The organism is Polycladomyces abyssicola (assembly GCF_018326425.1).
In the GTDB taxonomy this organism is placed as follows: Bacteria; Bacillota; Bacilli; order Thermoactinomycetales; family JIR-001; genus Polycladomyces; species Polycladomyces abyssicola.
Map to the genome: position 1 here is coordinate 2297641 of NZ_AP024601.1, position 26734 is coordinate 2324374.

Genomic DNA, 26734 nt, shown 5'->3' on the forward strand with positions numbered 1-26734 from the left:
ATGTTGAAACCCTATTACATCCGTGATATTTTGGGAGATTACGCCGGAGAACTACGGGAAAGCCAGCCCCGTGCCGACGGCGTTCGCCATGTGGACACGCCCGGCATGATTCAATCCTTACGGGAACTCAACGTCAATACGTACCTCTATTTGATTTGGCACGAAAAAACAGACTGGGACGATTTGCGTAAAGAATTCCTGCCAGCAGCCAAACAAGCGGGTATCGACGTGTGGGTATATCTGGTACCCCCCAGCGAATCCGCCACCAAACGATCGGAACCATACGGTACGGATTATATCGCCTGGGCAGATGCGATCGGTCGTCTCTCCCGCCAATACGATAACTTGAAAGCATGGGCAATCGACGATTTCAGCCACAATCTCGGTTTTTACACTCCCGAATACGTGCAGCAAATGCAAAACGCCGCACGTGCGCAAAATCCGTACTTGCAATTTCTGCCCCAGATGTATTTCCCCGATATCACACCGCAGTTTGTTGATCAGTATGCATCCTGCATTGACGGTATCATCATGGCCTACCGGGACGATCCGTACCGGAACACGCAACGAACAGACACCCTGGAAGATCAGCTCGATCATCTAAGCCGTTTGCTGAAACCTTATCAGCTGCCGTACGTATTGATGGTGTATGCCAGCAAGTTGTCCGCCACACCTGCCAATCCCACACCTCGCTATGTAGAGGAAGTGGTGCGCACCGGACTGTATATGATGACACAGGACCGCGCCCAAGGTGTCGTCACCTACGTATTGAAAAAAGAGTTTGAACCGGAACCGTCCGATGACGTCGCTTCTTCCGGCAAGGGGTATTTCAGCTTCTTCGTTCCCGCAGGAACGCCCACGCTTGCCGGAGATCGCGCTGAAATCCAGCAAGTGATCCATCCCACCCCCGCTGCCCCCCAACAGAAACTGACATTCTCCCACTATGACACCTACAGCAACCTGCTGGGCGCCGGTTATCACTACAAACAAGTATTGATCGATACCCAAGTGGTGTGGGAACAAGATGTGGCCACGGACAGCGATGGAACATGGAAAGAGGTGACGCTGGACCTCACACCTTACCTCAAGGGAAAACGGGTCGCAACCCTGATATTCCGGCTTTATGACAAACGCGGTGTGTCCAATTTCTGGGTCAATGTAGGATTTGATCGGATTCGCCCTGTCGGATTTACGCTGCAAGATCCCGACTTTGAGGAAGGTTACGGTTGGACCGTTCGAACCAGCACCCGAAGCATGGTTGCGGAAAATCTCATCTACAATCCCCAGCGGCAAGCCGATACGTTCGCCGCCGTACAAACAGCCTATCTATTCTATGATTTGTATGCTTCGGCCGTCCGTTCGACCGACTCTTCGGTGTGGGAACATGTCCGATGTTTGATCGAGATGGCTGATTGCGTATGGAACGGACGGGATCAGGAGGCACGCAGGTGGTTGGAAGCTTGGTTGTTCGCCTTGTCTAACTACAGCAGTGCTTGGTCGGATCATCACATCGAACACTTCCGCGCCAAAGGAGACAAATTGCGCCGACTGCTGCTCAAAGCGAAAAAAGCAGAATTGAAGCATCATCTGTCCTCATTGTCACCGTAGTGTCCTCAAAGGTCACACACAAGAATTCGGCATCCAACTGTAGGATTTTGCTGACCAACTACTGTCAAAAGCGAGCCGTCTCCAGCCAAGCGACTCTGAAGAAAAGGAGCGAAGGCGGGAGGCGGCTGTTCGTGTCATCAGTCTCGGCTTTTGCGAGGAGCGATGCATATGAAAATGGGCGTGATCGGATACGGTCGACGTATTCGCAACATGTTGGCCGAAATCCGGAAAGCGGACACTGATTGCCGCGTCGTCGCGATTACCGACGTACGTAATGATGAAATTCGCGCGGCCGATCCGTCTTTGAAAGATGTCGCCTTTTACGAGGATTACCGCCTGATGCTGACCGAGAACAAATTGGACGGACTTTTGATCGGCACCCGATGTTCCATGCACGCTACCATCGCCGTGGATGTTTTGCCTTACGGCATCCCGCTTTTTTTGGAGAAGCCGGTCGCCACCCGCATGGAGGATCTCGTTCGGCTGAAAAGCGTGGCCGACTCAACGAATACGCCAGTGGTCGTCTCCTTTCCGCTGCGAACGGCCCCCATCGTGCAACTGGCCAAGGAAATCGTGAATTCGGGCAGAATCGGGTCAGTTGAACACGTGCAAGCGATCAACAATGTACCCTACGGCGGCGTCTACTACCATCACTGGTACCGGGACGAAAACGAAACGGGCGGCCTTTTTCTGCAAAAGGCAACACATGATTTCGACTACATTCAGTATTTGCTGGGGGAACGGAAGCCGGTCCGGATCTGTGCGGTGACCTCCAAACAAATCTTCAAGGGGGACAAACCGGCCGGGCTCAAATGCCGGGACTGCGACGAACGGGACACCTGTCCGGAAAGCATGTATCGTGTCCATCGGGCCGCTCACGAGACACCGGCCGGAGAATACTGCTGTTTTGCTGTGGATACGGGCAACGAAGACTCCAGCAGTGCAATCATCCAGTATGATACCGGTATGCATGTCGCTTACTCGCAAAACTTTGTCGTCCGTCACCGGGCGGGTACGCGTTCCTGTCGTCTGATTGGATTCCGCGGCACGTTGGAATTCGATTTCTATACCAATCGCATCACCGTTCATTTGCATCACACCAAGCGCGTGGAAACCCATCAGATCGGAGATGACGGGGAACATTTCGGCGGAGACGCCGTACTGGCCCGCAATTTTATCGAGGTGATGAGAGGAACGGCCGTCTCCCTGTCGCCCCTGCAGTCCGGATTGGACAGTGCCCTACTCTGCTTAAAGGCGCGGGAGTCGGCACGCACCCACACATTCCAGGAAGTGAAATGGGATTAAATCGGGTCAGAGATGATTTGGGTAAGCACAAACGTTTGTCGGATCAAGCGGTAGATTTGCAGTCTGACTTGAAAAAATGTATTTACAAGCTTGCCAACTGCTAGTAGGAAATAGTCGGAATACAAAACCCAGCGGTTTTCCGCTGGTTTTTTCAAAGCTGTAAGGTTACCAGTGGACAATTGAGAAAAGAAGAAGGGAAAAAAATAGAATGAGAAGAGACACGATCGCCATCAATATCTTTCCAAAAGACCTCCTATGTTCCACTGCGGCTATTGTTAAAATATGGACAATCGCATAAAAAAGACGTAATTTGCTTTGATCTTGAGACATTTCATCACATCTGATAACAAATACAGAAAGAAAAGAGTGAAGACCCGTCCAAAATCTGTGACGGGTCTCCCATACACATAAGCAGACTAATATCAGTATAGCTCAGAAAATTCGTTCAAACAATGCCTGTTCACCTGAATCTTTTAAATGTACCTATTTGCAGGCATGCTAAATCATAGAGAAATCCAAAGAGAAGCATACAAGAAGCCGAAGATATGGATTGGGCAACGATCATTATGGCCTTATTTTTGGCGATTTTTGAGAAGAAACACCAAACAGAACTTCGCTTACCGTTTCTTATGTTCCGTCACCCTGCCACCTCTTCAGCGCATCACCCGCCTGCCGCCGGATAAGGTCCAGACGGGAGGCCAGCCATTCTTCGGCATCTCGCGGACGATAAAAGGCAGTAAATAGTGGCAGCGCCTCCTGTTCCCACTCATCGGCCATCCGTAACGCTTCTTTTACGTATCCGCACACGATGGCAGTTTCCGTTCGTGTACTCCATCCCCTGTCGATCCGGTATCCATGCTCCAATGCATGTTGGGTCCATAACTGCAAATGGCGCAGTTTGGCCATCATGCGGTACATTTCCGCTTCCCGACGCCGTCGTACGGCTTGACGGGCTAAAGCCTCCATCGCTTCCGGATCGTCGTACAGCCCGTTGGCATAATGGCCGGGATTGATGCGGTGAAAGGGGATTGTCGTCTTCGTCCCGAACAGCCGACGGCTGACGGTATCGTCCACTCTCGTCAAGTCCGGTGGTTGTCCAGTCCAAAAACATTCGGCCGCCAACAGCGCTCCGTACCAGATCACCGGAAATGGTTCGGTGGGGGGATGGACACTCGTATACCGAGCCCATGCCGTCCCCACCGCCCCATCCCACGAACCAGTGGCCAGACGCTGAGCCCAATCGGCCAGGTTGTTCGCCCGCACTCTGTAATTGGGCAAATGGAATGCATGTTCATCAGCCCCCTGGATACAACCCGCGCCGAACAGATGAAACCCGAATGTCCGATACCGTTCGATATGCCGGTCAATCTGTTGATGAATACGGTCACCGGTATAGTAGCACCAAACCATCAGGGAAATGTTTCGAGACAATTGATCCAGTGACCGGTCGGACATGCCCCGCAGCATATCGTCCCAGATGACCGGGATTTTCCCGTGTCGTCGCACCAGCTCCGCCATCCGGTTGACATGATGGACGTAATTGGTTTCGCGGCCGTCCTCCCCCCATCGTTCACGGCACCGGGAACATGCGTGCAAATGGAAGGTTTCATCCGCTCCGAGGTGAATGTGGCGGGACCCTTGGTGTGCCGCCATCATCCGTTCGACCAATGTTTCCACATAGGCGGCGGCTTCGGGATGAGAGGGGCAGAGATCCCCGATCTGATCCGGCAATTCGCGAAACCGAGCCCACCGGTCATGACGCAAAATGTAATGCAGGTGACCAAACGTTTGTTGTAACGGCATCACCTCGATGAAGTGATCGTGGGCGACTTGCTGCAGCCGTTCCAACTCGGTCAATGTCAACGCATGGGGATGCCGCCACCCTTCATCCCCCCAGGGAACGCGATCCTCATACTCGACCAGCAACAGATTAATCTTGTAACGGGACAGTTCGATGATCGCCTCTTCCAAATATGCCGTTGTCGGCACCCCGGCCTTGAAATCCAAGTGAATGCCGCGCAGGGAGACACACGGCTCGTCCTGGATCATACATGCGGGAAACCCACCGTCCTCCTCCCGTAACTGTTGCAGGGTGAGCCAACCGTGGTACCATCCCCGGGCGGTGGGAGCAACCAGGCGGATTCCACCTTCGTCCACCGACAAGGCATACCCATCCGGATGACGGGGACGCTCCCTTTCCGCGATGGGTGCGGGATCTCCCCATACCAGAGAAAAACCGGATACGGCTTCCACCCGAACGGTGTCAGAGAGACGGCGCACCTTGCGCATCAGCCGCTCATCACAGGCTGTATCCAATGAAACCGCGGGTGGTTGGGAAGCGTCGGGCACAAACTTCCCCGCCCGCAAACAGATCTGCTTGGGTTCGGGCAATAACCGCATCGTATTCATCCGCTATCTCCTCCCACTCGCACATGCGCGTCTCCTGCCCGAATCGTTCCCCTTACCTCGTAAAAATCAAAACCGTCCATCCGCTTCAACCGGACGCGATCCGCCGTCAAACCCGAGAATGACAGGGGTGGAATCGCGTGTCCCTGACCGTCCGGAGACAGAATCAGCAGGGTGGCATCCGGTATCTCATGAGGAGACCGGACGCGAATTTCCCACTCGCCTGACTCGTTTTTGCAGCAAACTAAATCAACCTGACGCCGGAGCCACTCCCAATGATCGATCTCCTCCGCTGTCCACCACACCAGCCCCATTTCTCTCCCCGCCTCAGTCAGGGCAATCACCGCCCGCGCCACCTCCGGCTTCGTGTGAATGTGGTGCGGATGAAACAAAAAGTGGGCAACACCGTGATGTCGCATGCACCGATTCAACAAGGGAAAACACACCTCAAATGGTACGGTCCACACGAGGTCCTGCGTCAGCAAAGGAATTTCCAACACATCCATTCGCCGCATTCCGTCTCCGGTATCCTCGATCGGGAACCATGGATGACAACTGCCGAACAAAAAACCGATATCTCCCCGTTTGGTCGGCCCCTTGGTCTGATCCACCCGAATGCCTCTTCGTTCACACCACCGGTAAAATTCGGTTCCCCCTTCCCAGCGCAGATAATGGTTTTTGTTGGTCACGATCGGAACACCCGACCGTTCCCGCAACCAACGCCATTGGAAATCGAAATCGTCCTCCCCCCAACAGGAGCGCGCATCGTCTTTCATCGCATTGTAATGGAGGGCGAGCTCGTGGCCATGAGAACGGATGGCCGTGTAGGTCGCCGGACGATAACCGCCCGGATACATCACGCACCATGTTGCCTTTACGTCGGCTTGATCGAGCACCCGTAGTGTCGACATCGCCGCCTCGTCTTCGTTCAAATCGGAGTCCAACGACAGATGCCCCACCGCAGATACACCACCCGGCCAATACCAGAGCATGGGCAGTGGCACACCCTGACGTCCTGCTCCCCACCAGATGAGACGGATTAACAAATTCCGCCATTCATCCGCCACCGGCACTTGGAAAAACGGTGCTCCCCCGTCGAACGGTTGTCGGTCCCGTTCCCAATCCAGCACCATTCCGTCTTCCGCTTTGAGAATCCCATCGTCGATCGGTGCGGTACCATCGGGGGCAGGCACCCCGTCCCGCTTGACCGGTATCCCTTGTTGAATACGGACGACCGTGGTTGCCACATCCGGTGAAATTGCCACGGCCAGTCCATTTCCCGTTTGCCGTACAGCGATACCGTCCCCCACACTCGCTCCCCGTGAAACGATCGTACCCAGCGACGTGGCGGTGAGCGCCTTCATTCCAGCGATAGAAAAGGCATGAAGCGGCACATGACATTCCCGGGTGACCGGATGGTCCGAAATTCCCGTCAACCACCCTTCTTCTTCAACCACACCCGTGTATCGGACGCCCAACACCTCGTCCAAACCCGTGCCGTCCCCGATCTGAATCAACGTGCCTCCCCTATGAACAAAACGCGCCAATCTCTCACATTCGGCCGCAGAGCACATCGGCCTGCCGACCGACAGCAACACAGCCGGTAAATCCCGCATCGCTTCCGCCACCGTTTCGTGGCGGGCAAAGGGTAATCCGGCATGAGACAGGATCTCTTCCAGATAAAGAGAATACGACGACACCTTCCCTCTGTCATGTACAAGCAACCCGATCATCTGGCATTGGCCCTCTTTGCGGAGACTTTGTCAATGATTGCGCGCAATGTCGCGATATCCGCTCTGGCGCGCTCCACATCAGGCAGAGGCGCATGCGATTCAATCGACAAATATCCCGTATAGCCGATCTCCATCAATCCCTCCACCACCGGATGGTGGTCGACATCTCCCTCGCCCAACAACCGCTGTTGGAAATGCTCCATTCCGTGACGAGTCAAGTTTTGAAATCCGCCGGCCACATCCGAAGAGGGTACCCGCGCCACGTCCTTGATGTGAACATGAAACAGGTGATCTCTCAATTGGTGAATGGACGATTTGCCGAAATCCGTATCAGTAATTGCCATATTCCCCGCGTCATGAATCAAACCTACATTGTCCCGGTCCACCAACCGCAGGAAGCGCAGCGCATCGTTGACCGTTTCCACAAGTGAACCGTTATGAATTTCGATCATCAATTTGCAACCGTACATCGCGGCGCGATCAGCACACTTTCGGATCCATTCCGCCCCTTTGAGAAAATGGTACTCGTGCGCGCGAAATGCGTGCGGACCGCCGCATCCCACACGGATGAGCGGACAGTCCAACTCGGCGGCGTGTTCCAAAAAACGCTCCAATCGTTCCACGTCCCGTTGGCAATCCGCGTCGTTGTCAGTTGAGAAACGACCGAGATACGTGCCGATTCCGATCACAGGCAGTCCGTATTCTTTTGATAATGCCTTAATCTCCTCCAACCTCGCAGCGGAAGTCTCCTCCGACAAATGCGGTTCTCTTCCGTACAGCTCCACCCCGTCAACGCCTAAGTCTTCACATATGCGAAACGTTTGATGGATGCTCCGGTCTTTAAACAACACCGTAAATACGGAAATCTTCACGATCCTGCCTCCTCTTTTCGCTCGTTCCGCAAACCGGGGAGCGCGGCGATTCCCCGTTTGACCCGTTCCTCCGTTTCACGGGAAAACGGCGCGGGCAAACCGAAATACATATACGATTCCTCCACCTCGTATCCACCTTCATCCACATAACGTGCCGGACATAGATACCCCAAACATCCATTCACATAACCGACGGGGATGACGCGGTGCCGAGGAAAGCGCCTTCTCAGCCACAGTCCGTATTCCACCGTCATTTCTGCACTGAACCCGTACAGAACGACCCGCTCGCTGATCTGTAGCCGTCCGATGTCCAAGCACGGCTTCCACCCCGTCTTTTTCCTAACCGACTCCCGCCATGCCGGGTACAGTTGACTTGTTTCGATGTCGGGTAGGAAAGGACGTGGAACGACCGTTTGCAATGGCAGTTCCACCTCGTGAGAATCGATTGACAAATATGGAAACTCGGTTTCCATTTCTGTCAAGAGACGAATTACCTCCTGCCCCAACAATCGGCCCAACCGTTCCACTTCCGCTGGACCCCCGCGGTAGAAAGCACCGCGTTCATCTACCAAGCGCGGTCGGATGTCCCCACAGCATCCCTGCAAAAACATCGCCTTGACACCTGGGATGGCAGTCTCAATCCTACGACGTGCCGCCCCGGGGTAGTCGGCGGTAAAATGATATCCGCCTGCTACCGTCGGATGACAAGTGTAATGAAACCACAATGACTTCCAAGTTCCGTCGACACGGCGAAACCCGACCACCGTGACGCAGTCGTCGCGCGGACCGCTCTCCTCCGGTTTCATCACGACTCGACCGTCTTCCTGCCGGCGTCGGTTGACGCCGAAAGAACAACATCCTTGTGCAGAATATATCCTGACGTCTTCCAAATCGGCGGCGGCCTGAGCCGCCAACCGAAGAACCGTCTGTTTCAACCAGATCAGATACTGATCAGACGGTTTCCCCAACACCGGGTGCATCCCCTTTGACGTTTGCGGACCGCTATGTGTGTGCGACGCGGCGAACCACACATCAGCCATTTGGGAATCTGTCGCCATCCAGACACGGCGAACCTCATCCGACCATTCGGCATCAAACCAGATTACATCCGCCGTGACCATTCCCACGCGTGTGTCGTCATGTTCGATCACCATCACCTGCATCGTCAACTCATCCCACACGCCTTCCGCTGGACGATCCCGGAACGCGTACCCCGCCATTTCGACCCCGGACGGTGGAGTAATAGTAGCGGATGCCACTCCCACTCGCATTTGCGCCCCCCTCTCCCCACGATATGATGGAAATTTCCATTTCAGTTGTATTTCACCTTCATCCAACGTATCACCTCTATTTTGAATTATCAAAAATATAACGAAATAAATAAAGCGCGAATCACCGCCCTGCGTGATGTCAGGGCGGTGAGGGTTGCTCCCGAATCGATCAAGATCGCAACTGACCCGCTACTTCTTGAAGAAGGACAAAACGATATCCCCGTTTTTTCAACAGAGGAATCGCTTGGATCACTCCTTCTGCCGTGTCGCCGTGGGGCATGTTCATGTGCAGAAGAACAATAGAACCGGGTTTGACACTCAACAGCGCCCGCTTCACTTGTACTGTACTGTACGTCGCCCCGGCATCACCCAGTACATCGTAGTTGAGCGGCTTCAAACCCAACTGATGCACGATCTGAACAGCGACATCATCGAAATAGGCGGTACCCGGACGAAAAAACATCGGTTTACGTCCGGTGAGCCGCTCGATTTTCCGTTCATTGATCATCACTTCATCCACCACTTGCCCCACATCCTGAGTCCCGGCTATGCCGTAGGCCGATCGCCCATCCACCGACAGCGGCTTGTGCAGAAAACCGTGATTTTCGATCTCAAACAGCGGGTTGTGGGCCAATGACTGAAAGAGTTCTGGATTGGCGTCGATCCAGCGGCTGTTGATAAACAGCGTTGCCGGAATGCGTTGTTGGATCAGATAGTCAATCAATTTTTTGTCATAACCGCTTCCTTCCTTGCCACCGCAGGCATCAAAGGTAAGGGCGACGATTTTTTCACTCGTTTCAAACCGCTGGTAGATCCCCGGCATGTGTTCGCCCCACCGTACGGGATGCTTGTTGCCGTATGTTGTCAGCAATCTTTGTTTCAGCAAAGCGTCATGGGTGGCTTCCTTAGCTTTATGCGTCTGCACATGTACAACCAGAGCAGGATGAGGGTGGTTGGAGGATGGTTGAGATCGTGCGTGCGAATGGGAACAACCCGCGAGGAACGTCACCGACAACAACCACACTATCCACATGTACCTTTTCTGATGATGCATCACTCTCACCGTCCGATCCTAATCGGGATAAACTGGGCGCGTCCCTCTACAGCTGATCGGCCCCATCACCATTTTGCATGTTGGGACTCCCGTTGGATGTGACGTTTTGATGACCAAAAAAGCCGTTTTCCCAAGTTGGGAAAGCGGCTATGGAACTGCATGCATTCACCCAGTAACAATGTGATTATGTCGTCGGCAATGCCGAACGGCGTCTCCACTCTTCCGCGATTCTGCGACACGCGACATCAGGCGACTCCACACGGGCCCACATCAAATGCAGTTCATTTTCCAAAAAAGAGAACTGTTCCTCCGTGACCCCCAAATCCCGAATGGATCGCGCATAGGGCAACACGTCGACAAACACATGATAATGTTCGGGGTGAACGTCAGATCGCCATAGCGTACGATCTTCCGCTACCTCTTTACGCGCCGGAATCGTACATGATTGCCTCTTGATCTCACACTGCGCTTCCCGACTCGTCAAAAAATCGACCAATGCTTCGGCGGCCGCCCGGTTGGGCGAGTTCACATTGATGGCCAGACCGTTGCCCAACAACAGTGTCGCCTCTTCGCGTCCCATCGGGGGAGGTAAAGGTCCCAGTCCATCCCCTGATATCGGAATTCATTCATGAAATAATACGTTGTCAAGATCATCGCCGCACGCCCCCGCATAAACAGATCCTCGGCCAAACGGTTACTTCCATGTGAAAAAACGGGAACGACGCGATGCTGATACATCAGATCCACACAAAAACGAAGCGCTTCGACATTACGGGGATAATCCAAAAGGAGCGTTCCGTCGGCATCAGCCAACCGTCCACCGTTTTGCAAAAGGAAAACTGGCCATCGATTGCGGGAAGCAGAGAAACAAAATCCGTACTGATCGCATTCGCCGTCCGGTGTTCGTATGGAACACCGGCGCGCCGTTTCCACCAACCCCATCCAATCACGAATCGGGTTGGGCCCCCGGATCCCCGCATTTTCCCACATCCGTCGATGATAGCCTATCTCCACAGGTGAAAAGACAAAAGGTGTGGCATACTGCACCCCGTCGTGTTGAAACATGCTCAATAATTGAGGATAAGACGATTGTTCCCGTTGCATCTCCTCAGGCAGATACGGATGGAGCTGATGAACCCAGCCTTGCTGAACCCACCGCAGAAAGAAAAAGTCGGGAAGGACGAAAACATCAATGACCGTTTCCGACGCATTCCACTCCATCAATGTCTCCACACACTCCGGGGTCGGAATCGGCACCAACTGAACACGTAACATCGGAAACCGCTCTTCAAATCGTTGGAGTAATTGACGAACCACGGGTAATTCATAGGAAGGGGAAAACCATCCCAGTTTGATCGTGGCCAGACGAATGTCTCCTTTTCGAGGGTAAGTCACCATGTTTCCCCTGCCGGCGATTTTGAGCAACAATCCCTCGGACACCAGCTCCGACAGCGCCTTTCTCACCGAGCCGCGGCTCAGTTCGTACAGATCGGCCAATTCATGTTCAGATAGAATGAAGTCCCCGGGCTTCAGTTGACCGGTCACGATTTGATCCCGCAGCGAACGGACAAAACGTTCATACCGTCGGTCAAACGTACTGCGGCGCCGCAGTTTCGTCACTTTCTCACCTTCATCCATTTCGTCTATTGAGCCGGTTGTCCCGCTCCGTTGATAGGATTTCCCTCTCCATGATACAAGTCACATCGTGGCAGGCGTATCCGAGGGAAACCCTGTCGTCTGACGGGCCAACACCAACGCTCCCACCACACCAGCCTCATCCCCCAGCGCAGCCGGGACGATTTCTACGCCGTTGCCCACCCCTTGTAATACGAAACGTTGAAACTCGCTTCGGATAAACCCAAACAAACGGTCACCCAACAGAGATACACCACCCCCGATAATTACCCGCTCCACGTTCAACAGATTCACTGCATTGGCCAGAGCAAAACCCAAATACTTCCCGGCACGTTGGATCGCTTCCCGTGCCAGTGCATTCTGGGCATCAAACGCTGAGCCGATGCGTTCCACTGTGAGTTCATCATCGTCGAGATTTACCGCCACCCCATCCGCCATCCGTTCCCGTACGAACCGGACCAACGACGGACCCGATGCGATCGTCTCCAGACAACCGCGATTGCCGCACGTACACGGGATCCCATCAGGATCTACCACCATATGGCCGATTTCTCCTGAACCACCGGTTGCACCTGCATAAATGCGACCATCCAACAACATCCCCGAACCAATCCCTGTTCCCAGTGTCAAACATAAAAAATGGCGAAAACCCTTGCCTGCTCCAAATTGATACTCCCCCAACGTGGCTGCCCGCACGTCGTTATCCACGTGAACCGGCACACCGAAGTGGCTGCGGAACACCTCGGACACCGCCACCTGGCGCCAATTTAAATTGACTGCCAACCTCACCACACCACGCTTCGCGTCGACCAATCCCGGAACACCCAAACCGATGCCGCCCAATCGGGAAGCCGGCGTCCCCGTTTCCGCTAACATGGCTTCGACCGCATCGATGATCCGCTTGAGCACCCTGGCTGCCCCGTCCGCCGCCAAGGTGGGGATCCGTTTTTTGGCGAACAAGTTGCCATCCCCATCTCCCAAAGCCATCACCACATTGGTGCCGCCGACATCAATGCCAAGCCAAACCGATTCCATCTACAACTCCACCACCTGGGACAAATGACGCGGGCGATCCGGATCGTATCCACGACGGATGGCGTAATGCACGCCGAATTGTTGCACAGGCAAAAGGCCGATCAACCCACGGATCCAATCTCCCGCCGTTTCCTTCAGCGGCGTGTGACGGTCCATGTCGGCAAACAGTTCCGCACTCCCTCCGATCACCCAAACACGCCCACCCATCTGCTTCAATTCCCGCATCAACCGTGGTTCGTACTCCCGGCCCCTGTCGGAAGCAAACAAGACGATCAACGTTTGATCATTCACGATCGATTTCGGACCATGACGGTATTCCAGCGGATGATATACTTCAGAAGGTTGAGCGGCCATCTCCTTTACCTTCAATGCGGCTTCCTGGGCAATTCCGTACAACGGTCCCGCCCCCAAACAAACCACTGTCCGGTAATCTTCTCCGGCCAAAGCCTTCCCCTCCGCTGCCAGTTGCGACCAATCGGCCGCACAATCTGGCAATCCCGCCAATTCAGCTTGTGCATGCCGATTTTCGCCCAGCAAAGCGGCACTGACGAGCAGCAGGTACAGCATGCTGGTGAAGGATTTGGTCATCACGACGCTTTCTTCCCGTCCGGCGGGTATTGCCAGCGTATCATCACAACGTTGGGCCAACGTACTGTCGGGGTGGCAGGTAACGGCCAAAGTACGCAAACCCGGCATTTTTTCCGCCGCTTCCGCCGCCCATAGGCACTCGGTCGTCGTACCGGACCGGGAGATGATCACCAACAGTGTGCGCTTGCCCGATGCATGCTGATCCGGATATAAAAGCCACTCCGATGCGGGCACGCTTTTGACAGGGTAAGTCGTCCATTTGGAAAATGCGGCTGCCGCCGAACTGGCAAGATAAAAGGACGATCCGCAACCGGTGAACACCAGTTCCTCGATTCGGCCCGCCGACAACAATTTGCGCCAAACAGCCTGGGACGAATCACGCGCTTCCCAAACCGTCCGCCATGCCTGAGCCTGCTCCGCCATCTCCTTCATGGTCACCTGACCGGGCAACAGCATCTCCTCCTCATTATCGGATCGGCCATTCTATGCCGAACCGTTCTTTCCATTCACGGATCAATCTCCTGCAGTAAGCGTCGCTCAAATGCCGCCTGGCTCCATTCATGATTAACCGGCAATACAATGGACTGGGGCGAAATTCCCGATCCGCCTTGTTCACCACCGTGTACGTCACCGCTTCGATCATACGGCTGTCCCAGATCACGTTCACCTTCATCCGCCGATAGGTTCCCTGTGAGACCCCTTCCCGTTCATCCAATGGCGGCCATGCGGCCAGCTTCAACCGGTACAAGACCCCTTCCATTTCACCGCCCGGATCCGGGAGGATGTCGCCCACACCACCACCTCCCCTGGATTGACTGTAGAGAGGAAATGCCAAACGATAATCCTTCAGCCTGGCACCACCCAGCAATTGATACTGGTCCTTTCCGACGGTTCCGGCAAAACTTGACTCATCCATGCACGAACCGTAGGCAAAATAATACAGCAGCTGTTCCCCCTTTCTTTTGACTATTTCGATATTTTCTAATATGAAATAATTTTTCGTCACCCATGTTCATTATAACAAAAAGCCGGGTAAAATAGGAAAAAGGTGGTGAAACGAATATGCAACCCACATCAACCGATAATCGGGACAAAGTGTGGTCAATCCTGTGCCATGCCAGTCTGGTGTTTTTTCCATTGTTGTTGCCGCTGTTGGTATATTTGGTTAAAGACAAATCCCCGTTTGTGGAACATCACGCCAAAGAAGCGTTTATGTTCCACGTCGGGGTGTTGGTCGCGCTGTTTACATCCAAAGTGTTGATGTTGGTGCTGATCGGATTCCTGCTCTTCCCACTCGTAGCACTGTCCGCTTTCATCCTTACGGTTTGGGCGGTGATCCAGACCTGGAACGGACTGTGGTATTCCTACCCTGTCACGGGTCGGTGGGCACAAAAAATTTGATCACATTCATAGGGCACCGATGATAAATCGCCCCGGCCGATTCGGCCGGGGTGTATTGATTCATTTGATCCCTCATGATCTGTATACCCATACGTTTTCCTGTTTCGCTGGCTGGAAACGGCTTAACGCCGGTCAAGAGCTTCCTGGTTTCGGTTTGGTGGTCATCGACACCGGCGGCACATGTCGCAGCGTCCACCAAACAAAAATCTGGACAAAACCGATGATCAGCAACAGCCAACGCAGCTGTTCCCAATCATTCGTTCTGCTCACCCACCACAGAAAAAGCGCCAGACTCAGTACCCTTCCCAGATTTAACGCCAATTCCCGCGCCACTACATATTCAATCCTCAAACGAGCCGATGTCTTGTTTTCACCGATCACATCGAAGACGGTGGACGTCAGCGGCACCATATACAGGGGATAAAACAGGGCTGCTCCTACTCCCAACAAAAATAATGACCATGTGTCCACCTTCCAGACAAACGGCAGGACGACCACACCCATCATGAAAGTACCGACAAACAAGCTTTCATCGCGCCATTGCATGCGTAAATAACGGCCCACCAACAAAAAAGCGATCAGGGAAACCAGTGAGCTGACTGTCAGAAAACTGCCCAATACCATCTCGTTTTGTGTGGTGACATAAATGAGCAGAGCGATCAGAAAAGCAAACACCCCTTCACGTGCCCCTTGCGCCACACTGGCTGCCATCACCCACCGCCAGCGCTCTTTCATGCGAAAGGACTGACGGAGCACACTGACCAACTGGTATTCCCCTTCCACTTTGCGTCGTTTCAACAAAAAACTGACCATGACCGCCGCCAGAAAAATGGCCATAGATAGACCGAAAACGATGCGATACCCCGTTAACCTGTCCACGTGCGTAATGATCCAACCGGATAACAGAGGGGCAACGATTCCGGCTGCCGACCCCAAAAATCCGTTCATCCCATTGAACACATCCCGGTTGTTCCGCTCGGTGATCTCAAAGTACAAAACATTGAATGCCAACCAGAACAGCCCGGCTCCAACTCCGAGCAAGCCGCCCAACCAGGAAATGTATCGAGCCGATCCGTCACCGAGCAACAGCACACATAAATAGAACAATGCATGCACGGCCACTCCCCAACGGATCACAATCACACGATCCACACTTTTGGCCATGCGCCCGGACACGATAAACGTGACCGCCATGGCCGCATACTGAAGCAGGTTGAACCAACCGATCAATCCATAGTCCCGTTTCAGCTTCCACAGATACACATTGACAAACGTGTTAGACAACGCAGTGGAGACGGCAAACAATCCACTGATCGCCAACAACAACCAAGCTTGCCGATCCAGTCGATTCAATTGGTTGAGTATGCCCATGCAAATCACCCATTGATAGGGTAACCAGCATGCACAGCATTAAGCGATCTCTCCCAAGGTAAAAAATACTGGGGATGACAGGATGGTGAACGAGGCGGTGGTTCTACAGAAGAGGCAGGTGCCCCTTTTCCGGTTAGCGCCTTCAAGTTTAGAAAAAAGGCGAGAGGAAAAGGAGCACCCGGGTGAAACGGAGTACAGTCACGCCTTAGGAGTGCCTACGCAACCGCAACAATGGTTCCGTCAGCAGAAAACCTGACAATAACCCTCCCAAATGTGCCGCCAGGTTGATATTGGGTTGAAACAGACTGATCAGCAAATTGATCCCGACAAGCGCCACTAATCCCTTTCCGGTTTCCGGATCGATCGAACGCCGCCAGTACAGATACAGATAAACACCGAACAGGCCGTATATGGACCCTGACGCCCCCGCCGTGATGACTGAATAATCCAGCCAATGAGTAACCAGGTTACCGATGGTTCCGCAAGCAAGATACAAAAGTAAAAACCAGATCCGCCCCATCAACCATTCCAACTGCGGCCCCAACAGATATAAGGCAAAACTGTTGAACAAAAAATGCATCCATCCGATATGAAGAAACACGGGGATAACCAACCGCCACCATTCGCCTTGCGACACCAGCATGCTTTCGTAGGCACCGTAACGGATGAGCACTTCCGGGTCGGTCGTCCCGCCCTGCAATGTCATCATGGCGAACAACCCCGTTTGTACCGCGAGAATGCCGGTGACGACCGGGAAGTAAGATGGAAATCGCTGCAACGGGATTTGTGTGTGCCCAAACACCACCGTTTCCCCCTCTTCGGATTAGGGTGTGCCGATCATCTGCGCTGACTTAAAAGTGTGTCGGACCGGTGAAGCGCCTTTGCGATAGGTTGGCCCATTTGAACCGGATCTTCCGGACGCCAATCCCGACACCATTGTATCTTTCCATTTTCAAACAACAAAATGACGGTGGAACCAAACTCAAACCGTCCTAACTCTTCCCCTTTTTCCAATTCCGGTTCGGGATCATACGATTTCTTCTTCAATTGCTTTTGACGCGGACGATTGGTGACGATTTCCGGGTCGTATGTCACTTTGACACTCCCCACGTTGGTCGCACCCACTTTGATGAGGGCCACCGTTCCCAATTCCGGGGAAGTCAGATAGGTGATCAAACGTTCATTGCGCACAAACAATCCGCGAACGGCTCGAACGCCAAAAGTATTGACCGGAAACAGCGTGCCGGGAATGTAGGTCAAACCCTGGATACGCCCTTTAATTGGGGCGTGAATCCGGTGATAGTCACGCGGACTCAGATAAATGGTGACAAATGTTCCGTTTTCAAATTGTTTGGCCCGCTCACGATCTCCCCCCAACAGGTCCTCCAACTGATAATCCAATCCCTTTGCCTGGATCAGCGTGTCTCGGGTGATGGTTCCGAGCTGGGATATGGTACCGTCCACTGGGCTCACCACCGTATCAGGAGAAGGATCGACCGGTCGTGCTCCCGGCTTTAGTCGTCGAACGAAAAACTCCATCAGGCTTTCATATTCATTCCATGGCTTTTCAACTTCCGACAGGTTGATGTCAAACCGTTTGATGTAATAAGGGATGAAGCGTTTGCTTACAGGACTGCGGGCGAAACGCCCCATCCATCGGGAAATCGTTTTTTTGGGCAATGCATGCAGCAAAGTCATTAACATCCGGTCTTTCATTATGTCCTCCTCAAATCCCGTGATGAATTTCCGCTCATTTCCTGTTCATGGTTCGAAATTCCATGACTGAATCGCGTTTGGACGGGGAGAATACTGATCGGAGGTGATCATCCATGTACCAAAAAGGTACGCCGAAAACCAACGCTCAACAGGTCCGTCAGCAAAACCAACAGTCTGCGGGCCGCCAAGCGTTCCAAACCGAATTCGCTACTGAATCGGCTGGCGCTGCTGGTTCCAAAACGAACGCTCAACAAGTTCGTCAACAAAACCAACAGTCCCAAAGCCGTAAACAGCAAAACCAACAGTAAGCGAAATGATCACCCAGCCCATCCTGTCCTTGTGACAGGATGGGCGTTTTACTTGTTGCGATGTCCTTTTATTTGGATTTTCCTGCCACACCGGCCGACAACACCATGCGAAGCGCTTCGTCAACGGGGAGATCCAACACCTCGATTTCACTCCGTTCGAACCAGTGCAAATCCCCGGCAAATTGCAGACTCTGGGGGAAATACACACCAACATACTCTTTTCCGTCTCGGGTGGTGAAGCATGGTTCTTTCACGGTCAGAAAACCGATCCGCTTTGTTCCCGCCACAGTGACGAAGACCACGGTATCAAACGATTTTTTCTCGCCAAAAAAGGAATGAATGGTATCCTTCAGTGTGCTGTAAATTCCCTTGATGAGCGGCAAACGTTGTATGATGGACTCCATCCAGTCCAGCAGCTTTTTCGTTACCCACAAACGGGCGAGAAACCCGACCAAAAGGACAAAGCCGATGACGACCAAAACGCCCAGCCCGGGTATTTCCAGGCGATCGGGCAGCCAAAACATCCCCCAGCCGTTCAGCAGCTGATACACATAGCGCAACAGGTACACGGTACCCGCCAGTGGCAGAACGACCAACAATCCGTTTAGAAAATAGACGGTGAGTCTTTTCATCACGCGCCACCGTTTCATTGATAATCTCCCCCCGTCAATGGGCCTGGTTCTGCATGAAACGCTGGTAATAAAGTTGTATCATCTTTTCCGCAATCGGGCCGGCCCCTACCGCACCATAGCCTCCTTCCGGCACCACAACGGCTACTGCGATCTGCGGATTGTCGGCAGGAGCAAAGGCGATGAATACGGAGTTTTCCACCCGGCCGCGTCCCGGAATATCCTGCTCCGACGTACCGGTCTTGGCGGCCACCTGAAACGGCAGTCCTTTGAACAGCTGAGAAGCGGTGCCGCCGGGTTGAGTAACCGCCACCATCCCCTTCGTTACCGTATCAAAATACCGAGGATTGATCGCAGCGCGATTCAACACTTCCGGTTTCGTTTCTTCAATCACCTTATTGTTTGCATCTACTATTTTTTCCACCAACTGCGGACGTAACCGTACCCCTTTGTTGGCCAAAGTGGCCGCATACTGTGCCAGCTGCAACGTGGTATAACGTTGGGCCTGCCCAAATGAGGCCAGCGCCATCGCACCCAATCCGGAGAAACGCTTGGCGATGCTGCGATAGTCTTCCGTTCCGTCCTGTTCCCCTTTCAACCGGACGCCCGTCGGAACACCCAACCCAAACTGGTGGGTGTAGTCCAGAAATTTTTTCAGCGCCTTTTCTTTGTCCCGCCGGTACCATTTCGTACCCAACCATGCCATGAAGGTGTTGGAGGACTTTTGCAGCGCCCGGATCGGATTCAGCACGCCGTAGTTGTGCCCGCCGGCATTGCGAATGGGCGGAGTCGCTTCCGCATAGTAAAATTTCCCCGGGTCCGCCCAATAGGTCCACGGTGTGATCAACTTTTCCTGAAGCCCCATCAAAACCATCAGCGGCTTAAACGTAGACCCCAAGGGCAACACCGAAAATGGATGCCGGTTTACCACCCGGTCCGGGTTATCGTAACCGCTGGCATCAAATGGCGCCTCTTCGATCGTGCCGTTGCGAATCACAAATCGCAGATTTTCGTAGTCTTTGGGCGAAACGCGCCGATTCCAAATACTCGGATCGTAGTCGGGGTAACTAACCATCGCCCGGATCTTACCCGTTTTGACTTCCATCGCCACCGCGTAGGCCGATTTGGCGTATGGCGCCTGGTTTTTGCCTCCCATCGTCCGTAAATGGCGCAAATGCTCCTCGATAAATTTCTCTGTCTCCAACTGCATTTGTTCATCCAATGTCAAATATAAGCTGTTACCCGGTCGAGGATGCACCTCTTTGAGTACCTGCACTACTTTTCCCGATGAATTTACCCTCACCAGACGGTATCCGTGCTTGCCTCGCAATTGGTCCTGGTAGCTGTACTCAATTCCATCCATCCCCACCTGTTCCCAATCCAGGTATCCCCCTTGATCCGGCTTTTCCGCAGCTGATTTGTATTTTTTCAAGGAGGATTTTGCTCCTGCGAATGATCGGACATAGCCAATCGTCTGCACTGCAAACGTATCATTCCGATATTTGCGCAGGGGTTCCATGATCACGTTAATTCCGGGAAACAGGGATGGATTTTCCACCAGTTCGACCACTTCTCGTTCCGTCAGGCGGTCCTTGATCTTTTTCGGATAATAGGGAGGCTCTCGGCGGGGCACATCATTTCCTTTGGCATCCAGACCTACATCCATCGACTGAAGAACTTCTTCCAACGGCAGATGCAATACTTGGGCCAACCGTTTGGCAGTCGCCAGCTTTCGATCTTTTGGGTCGTCCGTTTCCAAATAAATGGCCGTATACAGCGATTGGTTGGTCACAATCGGTTTGCCGTTCCGGTCGTAGATATTGCCCCTGGGGGCAAGAACGGGAATTTGCTTGAAGTTGTTCTCAGCAGCGAGGCGATGATATCGTTCTCCCCCGCCCAACTGCACCCAACTCAATCTGAGAACCAATATCACAAAAAGCAGAAAAACAAACAGCCACAACACATGCAACCGTTGAAAACTCATCTCTTTCGGTGTCATGTGATGTTTCGGTCTGATCATCCCGATCATCCCAACCCTTCTACGGTTATGGGTGTCTGGCAATCCGCTTTTTCGGGGTGAACCTGTTTCTTCTCGTTCCAGTTTCGCTTGATCTCCAAAATCACTTGTGGGAAACAGGCCCACTCTTTCATGAGGTCTACCATTACCAGAGACTACTGGCCAGACACTCCCTGAAAATCCTTCGCAAAATCCGTCTTCTAGTTTAACACAAAACCTCGCGGCAAAAGGGGACAAAAGCGCAACTTTACGTGAAAAGGACAACGGTTGTGACAAACTTTTCCTACCAATCATAATGTAAAACTATACGAGATTGATTGGAAGGAGAATCATCACCATGTCTTACACTCATGCCGCATGGATTCACAAACACAGTAAACGGATGGATGGCGCTTTACGTACCCATCTCATCCAACGGTATCAGACACTACGCCGTGTTCCCTGTTTTTTGCACCATCTGGCCACCCATGTTATACACGTACTGTCCCGCACCCGCGTACTCATCAAAATGTCCCCCTCCTCCACCGCCAGCCTGCAATGGGCCGAAAAGTGGATGTATGAAATCGGCTGTCCCACCATGAAATATTTCCACAGCATCGGGATGTTTGCCGCCCAGCTGTCGCTGTCCCAACTTCAGTCGCTTTTGGAAATGCCGTCAGTGGAAAAAGTATATTTGGACCGCAAGGTGCATGCGCTTCTGGACACCGCCGTTCCTTCCGTAGGTGCTCCCCAAGTCTGGAGCGGGGGAAATGAGGGGGAGGGTGTCACCATCGCCGTTGTGGACACAGGCATCCATCCGCATCCTGATTTGACACAGCCGACCAACCGGATCATCGCTTTCAAGGACTTTGTTAAAGGGAAAACCAACCCGTACGACGATAACGGCCACGGCACACATTGCGCCGGATGTGCCGCCGGAAACGGATACCGTTCAAGCGGTAAGTACCGGGGCGCCGCTCCTAAAGCCCGTTTGGTGGGAGTCAAGGTACTGGACAAAATGGGTTCCGGCAGCTTGTCCACCGTAATCGAAGGGATCCAGTGGTGCATCGATCATCGCGATGAATACGGCATTCGTGTGATCTCCTTGTCACTGGGCAGCACCAGCCAACACTCCTATAAAGACGACCCGGTATGTCAGGCGGTGGAAGAAGCATGGAATCACGGCATCACCGTCGTGGTCGCCGCCGGAAATGAAGGGCCCGAACCCCGAACCATCGCCAGTCCGGGCATCCATCCTCGGGTGATCACTGTCGGGGCCACCGATGACCACAGCACAGTGGACAATAGTGACAACACGATCGCCTCATTTTCCAGCCGAGGGCCAACCATCGACGGGATCGTCAAGCCCGACCTTGTCGCTCCAGGCAGCCAAATCACTTCCCTGCGTGTGAAACGTTCCTACTTGGATAAAATGTCTCCTGACAGGCGAGTGGGTGACAACTATACCTCCTTATCCGGAACGTCGATGGCCACCCCCATCGTAGCCGGTGTCGCCGCCCTGATTCTCACGTCCGATCCCGCCCTCACACCCGATCAAGTGAAACAACAACTGCTTGAAAAAGCACAAGATCTCAAGTTCCCGGAAAACGAACAAGGACGGGGTCAGGTCAGAGCCTGATCACCCGCCCGATGTTACCGAGCCAATACACGCACACAACGATACGCATTTACCATCCCCAACAGCTCCGTTCCGCTGATCGGTTCACACGTCTGGATGAGGATTTTACGCATCTGTTCCGGCGTCAATTCGGAACGCAGATACAACATCAAGGCCACTGTGCCGGTTACGTGGGGCACCGACATCGACGTTCCACTCATCTCGCGGGTCGAATTGTTCAACCATGCGGAACGAATTTTGTCCCCCGGTGCCGCCAGATCCGTCCCTTCCCCCAGATTGCTGAAGGAAGCCAACTGCCCGTTTTTCCCCGTAGCCGTCACCGCAATCGTTTCCGGGTAGCGAGCCGGATAGTCGATCATCGACCGGTTGCCCTGATTGCCTGCAGCGGCCACCATCACGATGCCCCGCCTGTGAGCCATTTGAATCGCATGGCGAAGCGCCTCGCTCGCCTTGTCCATTCCAAAGCTCATGTTGACGACCTGCATCTGGTTTTCAATGCACCAATTGATCGCACTCAACAGGTCGGACAGATTGGCGCTGCCCTTTCGGTTGAACGCTTTGACCGCATATAGATGGGCGCGCGGCGCCACCCCTAAAACGCCCAGCTCGTTGGACCGTCCGGCGATCGTTCCCGCGACGTGGGTTCCGTGACCATTGTAATCATACGGAGAAAAAATGGGAGACAAAATGTTGCTGCCCCCTTGGTAATTGTCCCGGATCGCCGGATGATCATGAGCGATCCCGGTATCGATCACCGCCACCCTCACCGCACGCCCCCGGCTGATCCTCCACACACGGTTGGCCTCAATTTGCCGAACGCCCCAGGGCACGGTATAGGGCTGTTCCGAGACCACCGCTCCCACATAGGGATCAGTGATCGTTACTTTGATGTCGGGTTCGATATATTCCAAACCCAAATAGTGCTCCGATTCACGAGGATGATCATGAACAAACTCGCCGATCACCATGTGGAGGTACGGCAGAAACCGAAACGACCGACAGCCCATTTGGCGAAAATAGCGCATCAACGTTCGCGGATCGCTCCATTTCCTGACATAAAATATCTTTCGAACCCGCTGCTGTCTCGGATCATGCCGGTAAGGAGGCGGGGAATTAAACCATTCCGGCATCTTCATCTTATTCACTCCCCATCATCACTTCTTCCACCGAAACCGAATATATTGAGACCGAATGCGTGTACCACAGGAGGGTGGATACCATGCCAGCCAAACGGTCTTCCAATGACAATTCCGCCAACAAGCGGAACCTGATTCAAGGGATGGAGAAAATGAATCTCCTGACCAAAGAAATATCGTTGATGACTTCCCAAATGGAACAATGGATACAAGCGTTGACTAACCTCTCTTATGCCGTTAAAGACCAAGACCTTCTTCGCGACGTCATTTCCTCCCTGTCTAAAATGCAACCCAAATCGGATGGGAAAAACCCGAAACCGACCACTTCCCAGCAATCGCCCCAACCCAATAAGACACCGACCACTTCCCAGCAATCGCCCCCAGCCAAGGATGAAAACAACTCCCCTTATAAGCCGCACTCCCCGGACGGGGACAGTTTGTTCGATCTCCTCAACGCACCGTCATTGGAAAAAATAGTCAAACATGTGATGGAGAAAAAGAAGAAATAGGGTGATGGGTTAACCTCACCATGGCAGGAACTCACTGGGGGTGGAAAGGGGGATAGTCGGCCGATGCCGGCAACACCTCAACGCCCCTGTTTTTTCTTTCGCGGGCGATGTTTTCGCGTTTTGGTCAACAGGTATGCAATCCGCTTGGCCTCCACCTGATCGGTACCTGAATCGTCTTCGCACCGCTCCGTGGGCGCAGTTGCCGACTGAGCGGATTGGATTTGGCGCAGGAGTTGCATGATCTTCTGTCGTCCCTGTTCTCCCTGTCCCTGTTCCGCAACCCAATCAAGCCAGCCCTGGGAACGTTGATGGCGATACGATTCACAAAACCGATCCAGCTCGCTCTGCAACCACTTGTTGTTTACCAATCTCGAGGCCGATTTCGAAATGTGCTGACGTGGCGATTGTGCAGTCATGACGTACCCTCCCCTTGCGAATGGTGTCACATCATTTTTAACGGGTACCTTCCACTTTTTCTTCGTTTCGCCAAGTTAAAGGTCGCTTTGCCAGAAAAAGACCACCACAATTTTTATCCAATCATCCCCCGATGCTTACACCATTACATGTATGTCTCGACTGGGAGAATGCACACGTTATTCACCCAGCCCGTCAAAAAAGGGCCTGGGCCTAAGGCGTGACAGATAAATCAATCCGATTCGTTTTCCTGGCTCACTCCACCGATTAGAAAAATAACAATGATTTGGCTATCAAATTCGGACACACTTTGGAAGACCAAATCCAAGGGCAAATCAGAGCCGGTTTTCGCATCGAGGGATTTTCGAAGATACCTACAGCGGACAAAGATTGATTGATCAGTAGTACACGAGTTCTTTCATCGCCACCAAGGCCGTGAAACCCTTGTGAATAAAAAAAGCCGCAAGCGAATGTTGTTCCGCTTGCGGGTTATATTTCATGAAGGCAGAGTCTTAGGCAGTAGATTTACTTGACCAGCTAGAGCTTATTTGTAGTTTCCTCCAGACACTTATCAGAAGGTAAGCTGATATTTTTTCAGCTTCATATAGAATCCCTTGCGGCTCATACCCAGACGTTGGATAGCTTCCGTCTTTGTTCTGGATTCCCGTAGGGCCTTGATGATCATCTCTTTTTCTACCTGCTCCATGACCTCTTTCAGGTTTGCTTTGGAAGGGACCTCCTTTGCAAGGGGAGGTGCTGCGGCTTCTTCTCTCTCACCAATGACAACTGGGCTGCCTTTGACATACTCCCAGATATGTTGCGGCAGGTGCTGAACATCCAGAAGCTGCCCCTCGGAGAGGACGTACATATACTCGATACAGCTTTGAAGCTCACGCACGTTGCCAGGCCAGGAATACCTTTTAATCATATCCAGGACCCGAGGAGAAAAGGCTTTCTGCCGACCATGCCGTTCCTCCAGCTTCCGCTTGAAGTGCTCTGCTAACAAAAGCACATCAGAACAACGTTCCCTGAGGGGTGGGAGGTGAATGGGGATGACACTGATTCGGTAGTAAAAATCCGGGCGGAACCTCCCGTTTTCCACCATAGACTCCAAGTCGCGGTTGGTGGCGGCGATAAGGCGGAAGCGGACAGGGCGGGCTTTGGTCCCCCCTACCCGGATCACTTCCCGCTCCTGAAGAACTCGGAGCAGCTTGGATTGGAGCATGGGACTGATTTCACCGATTTCGTCCAAAAACAGTGTCCCGCCCCCAGCCAACTCAATCAGACCAGGCTTACCGCCCTTTTGTGCTCCGGTAAATGCGCCAGCCTCATAGCCGAAAAGCTCCGATTCGATCAAGGTTTCCGGGATGGAAGCCATGTTGAGTGCGATAAAGGGGCCGTCAGAGAAAGGGCTGGCTTCATGGATGGCCTTTGCAAACACCTCTTTCCCTACCCCGGTCTCCCCTCTGAGGAGCACGGTGGTATCCGTCTGGGCCACCTTTTTTGCAATGTAAATCACATTTTTCAACTCCCGGCTCTCGCCGATCAAGCGACTGAAAGGGTCCCCTCCCTCTGCCGCCTTTTCTTTTTTGCACCATACGGGGGTTGACAGGAGAGAGGAGTCGGCGGAAAATAACGAAACTGGGCGAAAAATGCCGATTGCTCCCACTTTTTCCCCTTCGTCGTAGACGGGAAAACTATTGCCCACGATATCCATGCCCACAGATTCGATATAGGAGTAATCGTGATAGACTGGCCGCTCCGTCTCCAGCACCTCAATGATCCGCGCTTTGGGCTCGATGTCGGATAAACGCCTGCCGATCACCTTGTCCCTGGGGACGCCAATCAGACGGGAATAGGCACTGTTGGCATGAAGGATCTCCGTATCGTTACCGATAAACAGGAATATCTCATCCAAATGGTCCAATATACTGAACCAATTTTTTAACAAAACTTGCTGGCTCTTGCCCATCTTTCCCCCCGGAAGAGCTGATACGTTGTTGTATTTATTTTTTCATTGATTCTGAAAAGAGTCAACATGAGGTATGATATTCCAGTAGTAGAGGGTATGGGGTCTCTACTTCTTCCATCAATTCTGTGAGTTCTTT

Annotated in this window: 24 protein-coding genes; 6 read left to right on the top strand and 18 right to left on the bottom strand. The window is 53.1% G+C overall.

From position 1 onward, the window contains the following. Window positions 1-1608 (top strand): hypothetical protein, encoded by a 1608-nt coding sequence (locus KI215_RS11525; RefSeq protein WP_212772870.1) that lies wholly within the window; start codon window positions 1-3, stop codon window positions 1606-1608. A 168-nt stretch (window positions 1609-1776) separates the two neighbouring features. Further along, window positions 1777-2913 carry a Gfo/Idh/MocA family protein gene (locus tag KI215_RS11530; protein ID WP_212772871.1) on the top strand — a complete coding sequence of 379 codons (1137 nt, stop codon included), beginning with the start codon at window positions 1777-1779 and terminating at the stop codon, window positions 2911-2913. Between the two features lie 627 nt (window positions 2914-3540). Here KI215_RS11530 and KI215_RS11535 read toward each other — a convergent pair. The 10 genes from KI215_RS11535 to KI215_RS11580 all read right to left on the bottom strand — a co-directional run bounded on the left by KI215_RS11535 (window position 3541) and on the right by KI215_RS11580 (window position 14513). Further along, the gene (locus KI215_RS11535; protein ID WP_212772872.1) at window positions 3541-5322 is read right to left on the bottom strand and encodes a glycoside hydrolase family 20 zincin-like fold domain-containing protein; all 1782 of its coding nucleotides are present in this window, start codon (window positions 5320-5322) and stop codon (window positions 3541-3543) included. Continuing rightward, window positions 5319-7052 carry a polysaccharide deacetylase family protein gene (locus KI215_RS11540; protein ID WP_212772873.1) on the bottom strand — a complete coding sequence of 578 codons (1734 nt, stop codon included), beginning with the start codon at window positions 7050-7052 and terminating at the stop codon, window positions 5319-5321. Before KI215_RS11540 ends, KI215_RS11535 begins: the two co-directional genes overlap by 4 nt. Then, window positions 7049-7924, bottom strand: coding sequence for a sugar phosphate isomerase/epimerase family protein (locus KI215_RS11545; RefSeq protein ID WP_212772874.1), 876 nt, complete (start codon window positions 7922-7924; stop codon window positions 7049-7051). The genes KI215_RS11540 and KI215_RS11545 overlap by 4 nt, the downstream gene beginning before the upstream one ends. Beyond that, on the bottom strand, window positions 7921-9195 hold the full coding sequence (locus tag KI215_RS11550; RefSeq protein WP_212772875.1) for a hypothetical protein: 1275 nt from the start codon (window positions 9193-9195) through the stop codon (window positions 7921-7923). The genes KI215_RS11545 and KI215_RS11550 overlap by 4 nt, the downstream gene beginning before the upstream one ends. A 169-nt stretch (window positions 9196-9364) precedes the next feature. Beyond that, window positions 9365-10120, bottom strand: coding sequence for a polysaccharide deacetylase family protein (locus tag KI215_RS11555; protein WP_212772876.1), 756 nt, complete (start codon window positions 10118-10120; stop codon window positions 9365-9367). 313 nt (window positions 10121-10433) lie between these two features. Continuing rightward, window positions 10434-10805 (bottom strand): type 2 periplasmic-binding domain-containing protein, encoded by a 372-nt coding sequence (locus KI215_RS11560; protein WP_246512102.1) that lies wholly within the window; start codon window positions 10803-10805, stop codon window positions 10434-10436. Continuing rightward, window positions 10775-11869 (bottom strand): extracellular solute-binding protein, encoded by a 1095-nt coding sequence (locus KI215_RS11565; protein WP_212772878.1) that lies wholly within the window; start codon window positions 11867-11869, stop codon window positions 10775-10777. The genes KI215_RS11560 and KI215_RS11565 overlap by 31 nt, the downstream gene beginning before the upstream one ends. A 78-nt stretch (window positions 11870-11947) precedes the next feature. Then, window positions 11948-12919, bottom strand: a complete 972-nt coding sequence (locus KI215_RS11570) for an ROK family protein (RefSeq protein WP_212772879.1) — start codon at window positions 12917-12919, stop codon at window positions 11948-11950. Beyond that, entirely contained in the window at window positions 12920-13957 is a 1038-nt protein-coding gene (locus KI215_RS11575) for an SIS domain-containing protein (protein ID WP_212772880.1), read from the bottom strand. A gap of 16 nt (window positions 13958-13973) precedes the next feature. Beyond that, entirely contained in the window at window positions 13974-14513 is a 540-nt protein-coding gene (locus tag KI215_RS11580; RefSeq protein ID WP_212772881.1) for a gamma-glutamylcyclotransferase family protein, read from the bottom strand. Window positions 14514-14569: 56 nt separating this feature from the next. Here KI215_RS11580 and KI215_RS11585 point away from each other — a divergent pair, with 56 nt between their 5' ends. After that, on the top strand, window positions 14570-14908 hold the full coding sequence (locus KI215_RS11585) for a DUF4870 domain-containing protein (RefSeq protein ID WP_212772882.1): 339 nt from the start codon (window positions 14570-14572) through the stop codon (window positions 14906-14908). 132 nt (window positions 14909-15040) lie between these two features. Here the strand turns inward: KI215_RS11585 and KI215_RS11590 are convergent, their stop codons facing one another. The 3 genes from KI215_RS11590 to asd all read right to left on the bottom strand — a co-directional run bounded on the left by KI215_RS11590 (window position 15041) and on the right by asd (window position 17995). Then, window positions 15041-16279: an MFS transporter gene (locus KI215_RS11590; RefSeq protein WP_212772883.1), complete on the bottom strand. Its 1239-nt coding sequence runs from the start codon at window positions 16277-16279 to the stop codon at window positions 15041-15043. Between the two features lie 205 nt (window positions 16280-16484). After that, the gene (locus KI215_RS11595; protein WP_212772884.1) at window positions 16485-17081 is read right to left on the bottom strand and encodes a rhomboid family intramembrane serine protease; all 597 of its coding nucleotides are present in this window, start codon (window positions 17079-17081) and stop codon (window positions 16485-16487) included. A 35-nt stretch (window positions 17082-17116) separates the two neighbouring features. After that, window positions 17117-17995 (bottom strand): archaetidylserine decarboxylase, encoded by an 879-nt coding sequence (gene asd, locus KI215_RS11600; RefSeq protein WP_212772885.1) that lies wholly within the window; start codon window positions 17993-17995, stop codon window positions 17117-17119. Window positions 17996-18108: 113 nt separating this feature from the next. On the opposite strand from asd, the gene KI215_RS11605 reads away from it, so the two are divergent. Then, window positions 18109-18303: a gamma-type small acid-soluble spore protein gene (locus KI215_RS11605; protein ID WP_212772886.1), complete on the top strand. Its 195-nt coding sequence runs from the start codon at window positions 18109-18111 to the stop codon at window positions 18301-18303. 68 nt (window positions 18304-18371) lie between these two features. Here the strand turns inward: KI215_RS11605 and KI215_RS11610 are convergent, their stop codons facing one another. Together KI215_RS11610 and KI215_RS11615 are read right to left on the bottom strand one after the other, a co-directional pair. Then, window positions 18372-18953, bottom strand: coding sequence for a DUF502 domain-containing protein (locus KI215_RS11610; protein ID WP_212772887.1), 582 nt, complete (start codon window positions 18951-18953; stop codon window positions 18372-18374). Between the two features lie 16 nt (window positions 18954-18969). Continuing rightward, window positions 18970-20952, bottom strand: a complete 1983-nt coding sequence (locus tag KI215_RS11615; protein WP_212772888.1) for a peptidoglycan D,D-transpeptidase FtsI family protein — start codon at window positions 20950-20952, stop codon at window positions 18970-18972. Window positions 20953-21286: 334 nt separating this feature from the next. Here KI215_RS11615 and KI215_RS11620 point away from each other — a divergent pair, with 334 nt between their 5' ends. Then, window positions 21287-22567, top strand: a complete 1281-nt coding sequence (locus tag KI215_RS11620; RefSeq protein ID WP_212772889.1) for a S8 family peptidase — start codon at window positions 21287-21289, stop codon at window positions 22565-22567. A 14-nt stretch (window positions 22568-22581) separates the two neighbouring features. On the opposite strand, the gene KI215_RS11625 is transcribed toward KI215_RS11620, so the two are convergent. Continuing rightward, on the bottom strand, window positions 22582-23703 hold the full coding sequence (locus KI215_RS11625; RefSeq protein WP_212772890.1) for a S8 family peptidase: 1122 nt from the start codon (window positions 23701-23703) through the stop codon (window positions 22582-22584). 83 nt (window positions 23704-23786) lie between these two features. On the opposite strand from KI215_RS11625, the gene KI215_RS11630 reads away from it, so the two are divergent. Beyond that, entirely contained in the window at window positions 23787-24212 is a 426-nt protein-coding gene (locus KI215_RS11630; protein ID WP_212772891.1) for a hypothetical protein, read from the top strand. Between the two features lie 77 nt (window positions 24213-24289). Here the strand turns inward: KI215_RS11630 and KI215_RS11635 are convergent, their stop codons facing one another. Further along, window positions 24290-24628: a hypothetical protein gene (locus tag KI215_RS11635; protein ID WP_212772892.1), complete on the bottom strand. Its 339-nt coding sequence runs from the start codon at window positions 24626-24628 to the stop codon at window positions 24290-24292. Window positions 24629-25197: 569 nt separating this feature from the next. Then, window positions 25198-26598, bottom strand: coding sequence for a sigma-54 interaction domain-containing protein (locus tag KI215_RS11640; protein WP_212772893.1), 1401 nt, complete (start codon window positions 26596-26598; stop codon window positions 25198-25200). Window positions 26599-26734 lie beyond the last annotated feature (136 nt).

What these genes read in the sequence shown, in the direction of transcription:
- KI215_RS11620 (WP_212772889.1), top strand. Translation starts at nt 21,287, where the DNA reads ATGTCTTACACTCATGCCGCATGGATTCACAAACACAGTAAACGGATG.
- KI215_RS11535 (WP_212772872.1), bottom strand. Translation starts at nt 5,322, where the DNA reads ATGAATACGATGCGGTTATTGCCCGAACCCAAGCAGATCTGTTTGCGG.
- KI215_RS11635 (WP_212772892.1), bottom strand. Translation starts at nt 24,628, where the DNA reads ATGACTGCACAATCGCCACGTCAGCACATTTCGAAATCGGCCTCGAGA.
- KI215_RS11590 (WP_212772883.1), bottom strand. Translation starts at nt 16,279, where the DNA reads ATGGGCATACTCAACCAATTGAATCGACTGGATCGGCAAGCTTGGTTG.
- KI215_RS11630 (WP_212772891.1), top strand. Translation starts at nt 23,787, where the DNA reads ATGCCAGCCAAACGGTCTTCCAATGACAATTCCGCCAACAAGCGGAAC.
- KI215_RS11540 (WP_212772873.1), bottom strand. Translation starts at nt 7,052, where the DNA reads ATGATCGGGTTGCTTGTACATGACAGAGGGAAGGTGTCGTCGTATTCT.
- KI215_RS11625 (WP_212772890.1), bottom strand. Translation starts at nt 23,703, where the DNA reads ATGAAGATGCCGGAATGGTTTAATTCCCCGCCTCCTTACCGGCATGAT.
- KI215_RS11550 (WP_212772875.1), bottom strand. Translation starts at nt 9,195, where the DNA reads ATGCGAGTGGGAGTGGCATCCGCTACTATTACTCCACCGTCCGGGGTC.
- KI215_RS11615 (WP_212772888.1), bottom strand. Translation starts at nt 20,952, where the DNA reads ATGATCAGACCGAAACATCACATGACACCGAAAGAGATGAGTTTTCAA.
- KI215_RS11570 (WP_212772879.1), bottom strand. Translation starts at nt 12,919, where the DNA reads ATGGAATCGGTTTGGCTTGGCATTGATGTCGGCGGCACCAATGTGGTG.
- KI215_RS11605 (WP_212772886.1), top strand. Translation starts at nt 18,109, where the DNA reads ATGTACCAAAAAGGTACGCCGAAAACCAACGCTCAACAGGTCCGTCAG.
- KI215_RS11585 (WP_212772882.1), top strand. Translation starts at nt 14,570, where the DNA reads ATGCAACCCACATCAACCGATAATCGGGACAAAGTGTGGTCAATCCTG.
- asd (WP_212772885.1), bottom strand. Translation starts at nt 17,995, where the DNA reads ATGAAAGACCGGATGTTAATGACTTTGCTGCATGCATTGCCCAAAAAA.
- KI215_RS11640 (WP_212772893.1), bottom strand. Translation starts at nt 26,598, where the DNA reads ATGGGCAAGAGCCAGCAAGTTTTGTTAAAAAATTGGTTCAGTATATTG.
- KI215_RS11610 (WP_212772887.1), bottom strand. Translation starts at nt 18,953, where the DNA reads ATGAAACGGTGGCGCGTGATGAAAAGACTCACCGTCTATTTTCTAAAC.
- KI215_RS11530 (WP_212772871.1), top strand. Translation starts at nt 1,777, where the DNA reads ATGAAAATGGGCGTGATCGGATACGGTCGACGTATTCGCAACATGTTG.
- KI215_RS11525 (WP_212772870.1), top strand. Translation starts at nt 1, where the DNA reads ATGTTGAAACCCTATTACATCCGTGATATTTTGGGAGATTACGCCGGA.